At 42.2% G+C, this 11530-nt stretch carries 11 protein-coding genes; 10 read left to right on the top strand and 1 reads right to left on the bottom strand.

All coding sequences use genetic code 11. The features are described 5' to 3' along the window. The 9 genes from DXA18_RS15870 to DXA18_RS11045 all read left to right on the top strand — a co-directional run. Window positions 1-208 (top strand): hypothetical protein (locus tag DXA18_RS15870; protein WP_207661821.1); only part of this gene is annotated, 208 nt, incomplete at its 5' end. Window positions 209-409: 201 nt separating this feature from the next. Further along, window positions 410-1054: an HD domain-containing protein gene (locus DXA18_RS11080; RefSeq protein WP_118383926.1), complete on the top strand. Its 645-nt coding sequence runs from the start codon at window positions 410-412 to the stop codon at window positions 1052-1054. 144 nt (window positions 1055-1198) lie between these two features. Then, window positions 1199-1771, top strand: a complete 573-nt coding sequence (locus tag DXA18_RS11075; RefSeq protein ID WP_118383925.1) for a hypothetical protein — start codon at window positions 1199-1201, stop codon at window positions 1769-1771. Window positions 1772-1996: 225 nt separating this feature from the next. Beyond that, a complete protein-coding gene (gene polA, locus DXA18_RS11070; protein WP_118383924.1) occupies window positions 1997-4612 on the top strand; it encodes a DNA polymerase I in 2616 nt (871 codons plus the stop codon). A 10-nt stretch (window positions 4613-4622) separates the two neighbouring features. Further along, entirely contained in the window at window positions 4623-5234 is a 612-nt protein-coding gene (coaE, locus tag DXA18_RS11065) for a dephospho-CoA kinase (RefSeq protein ID WP_118383923.1), read from the top strand. 53 nt (window positions 5235-5287) lie between these two features. After that, complete coding sequence (locus tag DXA18_RS11060; protein ID WP_118383922.1) at window positions 5288-6085, top strand: MBL fold metallo-hydrolase; 798 nt, start codon at window positions 5288-5290, stop codon at window positions 6083-6085. A 30-nt stretch (window positions 6086-6115) separates the two neighbouring features. Next, window positions 6116-6388 (top strand): ACT domain-containing protein, encoded by a 273-nt coding sequence (locus DXA18_RS11055; RefSeq protein WP_118383921.1) that lies wholly within the window; start codon window positions 6116-6118, stop codon window positions 6386-6388. A 33-nt stretch (window positions 6389-6421) separates the two neighbouring features. After that, a complete protein-coding gene (locus DXA18_RS11050) occupies window positions 6422-7786 on the top strand; it encodes a PFL family protein (RefSeq protein ID WP_118383920.1) in 1365 nt (454 codons plus the stop codon). Window positions 7787-7801: 15 nt separating this feature from the next. After that, window positions 7802-8665: a DegV family protein gene (locus DXA18_RS11045; protein ID WP_118383919.1), complete on the top strand. Its 864-nt coding sequence runs from the start codon at window positions 7802-7804 to the stop codon at window positions 8663-8665. 73 nt (window positions 8666-8738) lie between these two features. Here DXA18_RS11045 and abc-f read toward each other — a convergent pair whose 3' ends face one another. Then, entirely contained in the window at window positions 8739-10655 is a 1917-nt protein-coding gene (gene abc-f, locus DXA18_RS11040; protein ID WP_118383918.1) for a ribosomal protection-like ABC-F family protein, read from the bottom strand. 146 nt (window positions 10656-10801) lie between these two features. Between abc-f and DXA18_RS11035 the strand changes: the two genes are divergently transcribed. After that, window positions 10802-11449: a redox-sensing transcriptional repressor Rex gene (locus tag DXA18_RS11035; RefSeq protein ID WP_118383917.1), complete on the top strand. Its 648-nt coding sequence runs from the start codon at window positions 10802-10804 to the stop codon at window positions 11447-11449. Window positions 11450-11530 lie beyond the last annotated feature (81 nt).

Here is an 11530-nt window from a genome sequence, read left to right as displayed (position 1 = left end):
AATGAGGTGCGGTTGGGGACCTTATTTTCGTAGGACCTTTGAGGTCCAAGCCGGTAATAGTCCCTTACAGGGACAGAGCAAACCACCAGCTAAGCTGGTGGTGCTGATTTTACTGTCTACATTTACATCTATCGGATTGATGAAAATAGAACAGTATTCAAAAATCTGCCGTCAGTCAGACTGCTTGAAAGTCTGGAGTTCAAACTGACAGGTACGGAACAGATTTCTTTTTATAAGGACAGCGAAGGTAAGGATATTTATTTTGAAGGCGGAGTTTTTGAAAGAATATTGTAATGGATATTCAATAAATAGAGCATGAGGAGAAGTTGATAGATGTTAATCTTACCATAGAAGAGGCTCAGAGACGGGGAGTTGTGGTACTGATCGGCAAGATATAAAGGGGGACAACATGGAACATGTGATTGCGGAAACGGTTAATTATATAAAGAATATTTTTTTAAACGATTTCAGTGGACATGATTATTTTCATTCATTGCGAGTGTATCGTGTGGCAGGAACGATTGCAGAGCAGGAAAATGCGGATATGGAGATTGTTTCGTTAGCGGCGCTTTTGCACGATGTGGATGACAGGAAGCTGTCACCGGAAACATATGAAAAGAAGGAGCATGCGGTCAGTTTTTTGAAAGAACAGTGTGTGTCAGACGATAACATCGAACGAATCTGTAAGATTATTGATGAGGTATCATTTGCAGGGAATTATTCGGTAATTCCGTCTACTGTAGAAGGAAAATGCGTACAGGATGCGGACAGACTGGATGCCATTGGGGCGATTGGTATAGCGAGGGTATTTGCATATGGAGGTAATCATAACAGAGCAATTTATGATCCGGCGATCGTTCCGAAATTTGGAATGAGTAAAGATGAATATCAGGATCATGTTACCACCTCGATCAATCATTTTTATGAAAAGTTATTTCTGCTGAAGGATATGATGAGTACGGATACTGGAAGGAAAATTGCCGAAAAACGGGAGCGATTCATGAGAGAGTATGTGGATGAGTTTATGGCAGAGTGGGATGGAAAGGATTATTAGGATATGCAGATAGTGGAAAACATATCAATATAAATTTTATTCATTAGTAGCAATCATTGCAGTGGAAAGAAAAAATATATGTGTTATACTTTATACAAGATCATATTTTAAATCATTAGTGAATCATAAAAGGAGATCATGCATATGAGCAACGGGAATCATGTGAAAAAATCAGAAAATGCAAGGAGTGTATTTGCGGAATCGTTTCATCCATTTGTCCAAAAATATTCAAATGATATTGTAAAATGTGCAGAGCGTATTATCAAGGAAATATGTTATAAACCTTATTCATTTGAAATAACGGCAGATACGCTTAATGTAGTATTGGATGGCGGATATTATGATGCCAGGTACCAAGAGACGATGGATTACATATTCTATAAAGAGAGCTATGCAGAATCTTACCATGATGGCGGCGGTTCCGGTTCAACAAGATGGTGTGTTTATGCCTCGCTAAATGTTGTAAATAAAGCAGAGCTTACGGACGAAATAGAACGAAAAAAATGTCCTGCGTTACCTAATTCTGTTCAGTTGCCTTGCTGTAGAGGATATTGGGAAGAAAATGGACATGTGTATCTGGTTGAACCGTGGGGCTTAACCGGTGTTTTTGAATACTATTGCCATGTTGAGGAAAGATGGGACTATGCATCTGAAAAAGAAGAATGGGAGATCGGTGTGCCATATGACAGAAAAATGAGATATTATTGGGGATTCTGAGAATACTCCGAGAATTTTGGAAAAACGATCTTTCAAGAAATAGTTGATTTAGAGTTAACTGTTTTTGAAAGGTCGTTTTTGCTATCATATGAATTGAATGAAAATAAGGCTTGCCAGTAACAGGGTAAGCCTTTTATAATAATAAAAGTGCCTTGGAGTAGTGCAGGGCATTTTTAGGTTTAGATTTATTAAATTGAGATTTGAATAATCTACGAGGTAATTAGAATGGCTGAAAAGATCGTATTGATTGATGGACACAGTATATTAAACCGTGCATTCTACGGAGTTCCGGATCTGACTAACGCAGATGGACTTCACACGAATGCAGTATATGGGTTCCTGAACATTATGTTTAAGATTCTGGATCAGGAGAAACCAGAGTATCTGACGGTGGCATTTGATGTACATGCACCGACATTTCGTCATGAGATGTTTGAAGAATATAAAGGCACGCGAAAGCCGATGGCAGAAGAACTCCGGCAGCAGGTTCCTGTAATCAAGGAAGTCCTGCAGGCAATGGGAGTTAAAATTGTAGAAAAAGCCGGTCTGGAAGCAGATGATATTCTCGGAACTATTTCCAGAATGTCTGAGAGACGGGGGCTGGAAGTGTCTGTGATCAGTGGTGACAGAGACCTTTTACAGCTTGCAACGGAGCATGTGAAGATTCGTATTCCAAAGACGAAAAAAGGACAGACAGAGATTGAAGATTATTATGCGGAAGATGTCTTGAATGCATATCAGGTAACTCCGACGGAGTTTATCGATCTGAAAGCGTTAATGGGAGATACCTCAGATAATATACCGGGATTGCCGGGGGTAGGCGAGAAGACTGCAACGAAGATCATTACCGAGTATCATTCTATCGAAAATGCACATGAGCATGCTTCCGAATTGAAGCCGCCGCGTGCATCGAAGGCAATAATTGAACATTGGGATCTGGCAGTTTTGAGCAAGACACTCGCTACGATCAAATTGGATGCAGAGATTGATTATGAGTTTGCGGATGCGAAACTCGGTAATTTGTATACAGACGAAGTATATGTGTATTTTCAGAAGCTGCAGTTTAAAAATCTGCTGGGGAGATTTGAGACATCGGAACTGTCGAATAAGATTGAGGACGCATTTGAGACGATTACAAATAAAGAGAAAGCTGAACAGATTTTCACAGATGCGGCAAAAGCTGAGCGTGTTGGCATTGCACTTTGTAAGAATACAGAGGATGTGCTTCCATTATTTGCTGACCTGGCAGAGTTCGCAGGAATTGCACTATGCTGTTCAGACGAGCATGTGTATTATATAAAGACTGGAAATGATATATCTTCGGCTTGGCTGAAGGAGCAGACCGTGCAGCTTGTGGAGAAGAATGAATGTTGCATATTCTTTGACGTAAAGAATGCAATGGGAGAACTTGGCAGTCTTCCGGTTTCACATTGTTTTGACGGAACAATCGCAGCATATTTGCTGAACCCATTGAAAAGTGATTATACCGGCGAAGATGTTGCCAGAGAACGGCTGAATCTGCTGATTGAGGATAAGCTTCCTGATGACAGCAAAGCCTGTTACGAAGCATATACCGGATGGAAGGCAGCACCAATTTTGCAGGAACAGCTGAAAGAGAACAATATGTGGAAGCTGTTTGTGGATGTAGAAATGCCGCTTGTAGAGACATTGTATGATATGGAACAGTGTGGTGTTCGCGTAGAGGCTGATGAGCTGAAAGCTTATGGTGAGAAGCTTGGCGTGCGGATCCATGAACTGGAACAGGAAATATATGAAGAGGCAGACGAGATTTTTAATATTAATTCACCGAAGCAATTGGGCGTGATCCTGTTTGAAAAAATGGGATTACAGGGTGGAAGGAAGACAAAGACCGGATATTCGACAGCGGCAGATGTATTGGAAAAGCTGGCACCGGAGTATCCGATTGTGGCGAAGATTCTGGAATACCGTCAGATGGCAAAACTCAAGTCGACTTATGCGGATGGATTGGCTGGTTTTATTCAGGTAGATGGAAGGATCCATGGGAAGTTCCATCAGACTATTACAGCGACGGGACGTCTCAGCAGCGCAGAACCTAATCTGCAGAATATTCCGGTTCGTATGGAGCTTGGCAGGCTGATTCGTAAAGTGTTCATTCCGGAAGATGGTTTTGTGTTTGTAGATGCAGATTATTCGCAGATTGAGCTTCGTATTCTTGCGCATTGTTCCGGAGATGATATGTTGATCAATGCTTATCGTCAGGCTCAGGATATTCACAGAATTACGGCTTCGCAGGTTTTCCATGTACCGTTTGACGAGGTGACGGATCTTCAGAGAAGAAATGCCAAGGCGGTTAACTTTGGAATCGTGTATGGTATCAGTTCTTTTGGACTGAGCCAGGATTTAAGTATCAGCAGAAAAGAAGCGGCAGAATACATTGAACAGTATTTCCTTACTTATCCAGGAATCAAGACATTTCTGGATAATACGGTTGCGTCTGCCAGGGAACATGGATACGTGGAGACGTTGTTTGGAAGAAGACGCCCGATGCCGGAGCTGAAGTCGTCTAATTATATGCAGAGATCATTTGGAGAGCGTGTAGCGATGAATGCGCCGATTCAGGGAACAGCAGCTGACATTATTAAAGTGGCGATGATTGGTGTTAGCAGAAGGCTGAAAGAAAAACAGATGAAATCCAGACTTGTTCTTCAGGTACATGATGAACTCCTGATTGAGACTTATATTCCGGAACTGGAACAGGTAGAGGAGATTTTAAAGGAAGAAATGGAACGTGCGGCAGACCTTAAGGTACCGCTTTTGGTTGATATGCATACCGGCAATAACTGGTATGAAGCAAAATAGGAGAATGTACATGAAGATCATAGGGATTACAGGTGGAGTTGGCTCTGGAAAGAGCGAAGTGCTCCGCTATCTGGAAGAAAAATATGGCGCAGTTGTGTGTGAGGCAGACCTTGTTGCAAAGAATCTGCAAAAAAAGGGTACAATCTGTTATAATAAAATCGTTGAGCATTTTGGAGAGGAAATTCTGGATGAAAATGGCAGGATTGATCGTCCGCATCTGGCACGGATTGTGTTTAAAGATGACGAAGAGCTTCATGTGCTGAATGCGATTGTTCATCCGGCTGTGAAGGAAAATATCCGTCGGAAAATCCGACAGGAGATAAAGCAGGGAACAGAGCTTTTTGTACTGGAGGCGGCACTTCTCCTGGAAGAACACTATGACGAGATCTGTGATGAAGTGTGGTATATCTATGCCAATGAAGAAGTACGTAAGAAACGACTTAAATTATCCAGAGGATATAGTGAAGAGAAGATCGAGGATATGTTCCGTGCACAGAAAAGCAGGGATGAATTTCTGGAGCACAGCGACCGTGCAGTAGATAACAGCCGGAGCTTTGATGACACCAGGGAACAGCTGGATGATATGCTGAAGGATTTTGGCATAAAGAAAAGTCAGGTATAATAACAGAGAGAATGTGCTAAATAGCATAAAAGCAATAGACTGGAGAACAATAGATGAGATTATGCAGTATAGCTAGCGGAAGCAGTGGGAACTGTATCTATACAGGTACAGACCACACGCATCTACTGATTGATACAGGCATCAGTAAAAAGAGAATAGAAGAAGGACTTCATGACCTGGAGATCAAAGGAGAGGAGATTGATGGGATCCTTATTACCCATGAACATTCTGACCATATTCAGGGACTGGGGGTATTCAGCCGGAAATATGAAGTGCCGATTTATGGCACACCAGGCACACTGAATGCAGTGAAAAAAAGCAAAAGTCTTGGCAAAATCTTGCCGGAACTTTTTCGTGAAATCCATACAGATGAGCCATTCACACTGGGGGATGTGCAGGTAGAGCCATTTGCCATTTCTCATGATGCTGCGGAACCATGTGGTTATCGGATGCGTGCGGATGGCAAGAGCGTCGCGGTGGCTACTGATCTTGGAATTTACGATGATTATATCATTGAACATCTGAAGGATGTGAATGCGATTCTGCTGGAAGCAAACCACGATATTCATATGCTGGAAGTTGGACCTTATCCTTATCCATTGAAACAACGTGTAATGGGAAATAAGGGACATCTGTCAAATGAATTGTCAGGACGGCTTCTTTGTGATATACTACATGACAACTTGAAAAGTGTCATGCTTGGGCATCTCAGTAAGGAGAATAATTATGCAGAACTTGCGTATGAGACGGTTAAATTAGAGGTTACACTTGGGGATAATCCGTATAAGGGAGATGAAATACCTCTGGCTGTTGCCAAAAGGGATCATCGTTCGGATATTATTACTGTATAATCAATACATATGTTTAACAGGAGGAAGAATATGAAAAAGTGTGTGATTACTGTAGTTGGAAAAGATACTGTAGGAATTATTGCAAAGGTATGTACCTATCTTGCGGAGACCGGAATTAATATTCTAGATATTTCGCAGACTATCATTGATGACTTCTTTAATATGATAATGATCGTGGATGTTGACGGGGCTTCTAAGGAATTTCAGGAATATACAGCTGAACTGGAAGCACTTGGCGGAGAAATCGGTGTAAGCATTCACTGCCAGAGAGAAGAAATTTTTGAAAAAATGCACAGACTGTAAGTTGGATGCTATGGCGGAGGCAAAGAAAAAATCATGATTAGCGTATATGAAGTAAATGAAACGAATAAAATGATCGAGCAGGAGAATCTTGACGTAAGAACGATTACCCTCGGTATCAGTCTGATGGACTGCATCGATTCAGATCTTGATAGATTGAATGATAATATCTATAAAAAGATTACAACGCTTGCCGGTAATCTGGTGAGTACAGGTCAGGATATTGAATGTGAATTTGGTATTCCGATTGTAAATAAGCGTATCTCTATTACTCCGATCGCTCTGGTGGGCTCAGCAGCCTGCAAGACTCCGGATGATTATGTTGAGATTGCCAAGACACTGGATAAGGCCGCGAAAGAAGTTGGTGTTAATTTTATCGGCGGATATTCTGCGCTGGTATCAAAGGCTATGACTACAAGCGAAGAGAATCTGATTCGGTCTGTGCCGAAAGCACTGGCCTGTACGGAACGTGTGTGCAGTTCTATCAATGTGGGATCTACTCGTACCGGAATTAATATGGATGCTGTTCGCCTGTGCGGCGAGATCGTAAAAGAGACAGCAGAAGCAACCAAAGATAATGATTCTCTGGGATGTGCGAAGCTGGTGGTATTTTGTAATGCACCGGATGACAATCCGTTTATGGCGGGTGCGTTCCTTGGCGTTACAGAAGGAGATGCTGTGATCAATGTAGGTGTCAGTGGACCTGGCGTTGTAAAGAAAGCAATTGAACAGGTGCGAGGCAAGGGCTTTGAGGAACTGTGTGAGATGATTAAGAAGACAGCATTTAAGATTACCCGCGTAGGACAACTGGTAGCGGGGGAGGCATCCAAACGTATGGGTATTCCGTTTGGAATTATCGATCTGTCTCTTGCACCGACTCCGGCAGTGGGTGACAGTGTGGCTGAGATCCTGGAAGAGATCGGTCTGGAACGTGTAGGTGCACCGGGTACTACAGCAGCACTTGCTATGTTGAATGATCAGGTGAAGAAAGGTGGCGTTATGGCTTCCTCTTATGTGGGCGGCTTAAGCGGCGCATTTATTCCGGTCAGTGAAGATCAGGGTATGATTGATGCAGTGACGCTTGGTGCGTTGAATCTTGAAAAGCTGGAGGCCATGACCTGTGTATGTTCCGTAGGTCTTGATATGATTGCAATTCCTGGAAAAACCAGTGCGGCAACTATTTCTGGTATCATTGCAGATGAGATGGCACTTGGTATGGTGAATAATAAGACGACAGCAGTCCGTCTGATTCCGGTTATTGGTAAGGATGTAGGAGAGACAGCAGAATTTGGCGGTTTACTGGGTTATGCTCCGATCATGCCGGTGAATGAGTTTGACTGCAGCACATTTATAAACAGACAGGGACGAATCCCTGCACCGATACATAGTTTTAAGAATTAGAGAGGAAGTTTAAACATGAGCGGAGTAGCAATTGTTACAGATAGCAACAGTGGAATTACACAGGAGGAAGCAAAAAGACTTGGAATCTTTGTTCTTCCGATGCCTTTTTATATTGACGGAGAACTGTTCTACGAAGATATATCTCTGACTCAGGAAAAATTCTATGAACGTCTGACTCAGGATGCAGACATTTCTACTTCGCAGCCTTCGCCGGGAGATGTGCTGGATATATGGGAGAAAGCACTGGAAGAATATGATGAGGTAGTGCATATTCCGATGTCAAGTGGATTGTCGAGTTCCTGTGCCACTGCGCAGATGCTTGCGCAGGACATGGATGGTAAAGTATATGTGGTAGATAATCAACGTATTTCGGTTACCATGAGACAATCGGTTCTGGATGCCATTGCTTTGGCAGAAAAAGGAATGAACGCGAAGGAGATCCATGATATTCTAATGCGTGAGAAGCTGGAGGCCAGCATCTATATTACGGTAGATACATTGAAATATCTTAAAAAAGGTGGTCGCGTAACACCCGCAGCAGCAGCTATCGGTTCAGTCCTGAATCTGAAACCGGTTCTTACGATTCAGGGAGAAAAGCTGGATTCTTTTTCTAAGTCAAGAGGATGGAAGAGCGCGAAGAAGACGATGTTGGATGCAATGGAAAAGGATCTGACAGAGCGGTTTGCAGGACAGGAGATGTATCTGCAGGTTGCGTATACCTGTTCGGCAGAAGAAGCTGAAGAATGGAAAGCAGAAGTGGAAAATAGATTTCCGGAATATGAAGTGCATATGGATCCGTTGTCATTAAGTGTAGCCTGCCACATTGGACATGGTGCCAGAGCAATTGCATGTAGCAGGAAAGTACCGGAACTCAGCTGATTTTACAGATATTTTGTTCGTTACCATGATAAAAACGCCCGTTTATTAGCGGGCGTTTTCATATATCTGTTTGTTACGCCAGTTCTTCCCATCTGGCGTAAAGTTCTTCTAATTCTTCTGCGATTTTAGATTTTTCCAGTGCCAATTCCTGGCATTTTACAGAATTGGTATAGATCTCTTCCTGAACCATTAGTTCGTCAATCTCGCCGTCACGTTCTTCCAGTTCAGTAATGCGTTCTTCTGTCTTTTTTAATTCATTCTGACGTTTGCGTTCCTTAGCCTGTGCTTCTTTCTGTTCCTGCCAGCTGAGCTTAGCCTGAGATTCTGGTTCCGGTGCACATACATCAGATGGAGCGGAAGAGACGCCGGTATAAGCCTGGGTCAGTTCATCCTTCTTTTCAAGATAGTAATCATAGTTACCAATATAATTGACAAATGTCTGTTCGGTCAGTTCCAGAATTCTTGTAGCTGTACGGTTGATAAAATATCGGTCATGAGATACATAGAGTACCGTACCGGTATAATCGTTCAGAGCTTTTTCAAGAATTTCCTTAGAAGTAATATCCAAGTGGTTGGTAGGTTCGTCCAGGATAAGGAAATTTGCTTCAGACAACATGAGCTTGGCAAGTGAGACACGCCCACGTTCACCACCGCTTAAAGAACTGATCTGCTGAAACACTTCATCGCCGGTAAAGAGAAAAGCCGCCAGTGTCTTTCGGATCTGTGTATTGGTTAGCGTCGGATAATCGTCAGAAATCTCATCAAAGATTGTTTTGTCCATATGCAGGACGTGATGTTCCTGGTCATAATAACCGATTTTTACCTTGGAACCGAGGGTAAAAGTACCACTGTCTGCCGGAATAACCTGATTCAGTATCTTCAGCAGTGTAGTCTTTCCGGTTCCATTGTCACCGATGATCGCTACGTGCTCGCCGCGGTGGATCTCAAAACTGATATCTTGAAATAAAGTATGTGGCGGGAATGCTTTGGACAGATGTTCTACCGACAGCACGTCATTACCACTGACGACAGAAGGCTCCAGCTTTAAATGAATATCCGTATGAAGCTCCAGAGGCTTTTCTACAGGCTGAATACGATCCAGCATCTTCTCACGGCTTTCTGCACGCTTAATAGACTTCTCACGGTTGAAAGAGCGGAGTTTTTCAATAACAGCTTCCTGATGTTTGATCTCACGCTGTTGATTTAAGTATTCTTTTAATCTTGCTTCACGGAGCATTTCTTTTTTCTCGGCGTAAGCAGAGTAATTGCCTTGAAATACGGAAAGTTTACCCATTTCTACTTCAATGACCTTTGTAACAACTTTATTCAGAAAATATCGGTCATGGGATACAATCAATACCGCTCCAAAATAATTCAATAAGTAGGTCTCCAACCATGCAATGGAATTCAGATCCAGGTGGTTGGTAGGCTCGTCCAGCAGAAGAATATCTGGCCTGGTAAGCAGAAGCTTACTGAGAGATACGCGAGTCTTCTGACCGCCGGACAGCGTATCTACGGGCTTGTCAAACTCATCCTCAGCAAAACCGAGACCTTTTAATACACCGACAATCTCGCTTTCATAGGAGTATCCGTCTGCCAGTTCAAAGGCACTGGTCAGATTATGATAAGTATTCAACCGGCTTTCCAGTTCATCGCCGGTCAGATCTTTTAATTCTTTTTCAATCTCGCGGATTCTTGCTTCCATGGCAATGACATCGGCCTTGGCTGAACGTACTTCTTCGTAGATTGTATTGCCGGATACCAGCTCCTGATGCTGGGACAGATAACCAAGTGTCTTACCTTTTGTAAGGGTGATCGTACCGCCATCAGCTGTAAGATCGCCGACGATCATTTTCAGAAGAGTAGACTTGCCGGCACCATTGATACCGACAAGGGCTGCTTTTTCATGGTCTTCTATATGAAAAGAGCCATTTTGTATAATAACGTGTTCCCCAAATGCTTTGGAAACATCATGACATGCTAAAATCATGATACACCTCCATAATTCTCTGTGTATCATTATACCGAAAAGAACAGAAAATACAACTAAAGTTAATGAAAGTTTGTACAAAAGTTTGACTTTGTGTTAACAATCAGATATAATTATTCCATAATATTATGGGTAGGTGAACAACAGTGGAGACAAGAAAGATTTCTCAGGCGGTAATTCGCAGACTTCCAAGATATTACCGATATCTGGGTGAATTATTAGAAGATGGTGTCGAACGTATATCATCTAATGATTTAAGTAAAAGAATGAAACTTACTGCATCACAGATTCGACAGGATTTGAACAACTTTGGCGGATTTGGTCAGCAGGGATATGGTTATAATGTAAAATATCTTCATACTGAAATTGGTAAAATCCTTGGATTGGAGAACAAGCATAATTTTATAATCGTTGGCGCAGGTAATTTGGGACAGGCTTTGGCAAATTATTCACATTTTGAAAATCAGGGATTTATCCTGAAAGGTATCTTTGATGTGAATCCTACACTGAGAGGTATGTCAATTCGTGATGTGCCGGTTCGTATGATGAGTGAGATGAAAGATTTCATTAAAGAGAATAATATCGAGATTGCAGTTCTTACAATTCCGAAGGAATGCGCAATTGATGTGGCGAAGGATCTGGTAGATGCCGGTATTCAGGCCATCTGGAATTTTGCGCATGTAGATCTGAATGTACCGGATAATGTAATTGTAGAAAGTGTACATTTATCAGAAAGCTTAATGAGATTATCTTATAATATCAGTCGATATAATGAGGATCATGCAGACAAATAACAGACAGAATAATGGCGTGTAATGCGGGCTGTGAAAGCAGACTTCTTTACACGTCGTTTTTTTTGCAGTGATCTGCGCCTA

It is taken from the genome of Dorea sp. AM58-8, assembly GCF_003464045.1.
GTDB classification, from domain to species: domain Bacteria; phylum Bacillota; class Clostridia; order Lachnospirales; family Lachnospiraceae; genus Claveliimonas; species Claveliimonas ammoniilytica.
This window is presented reverse-complemented; position numbering and strand designations above follow the sequence as displayed.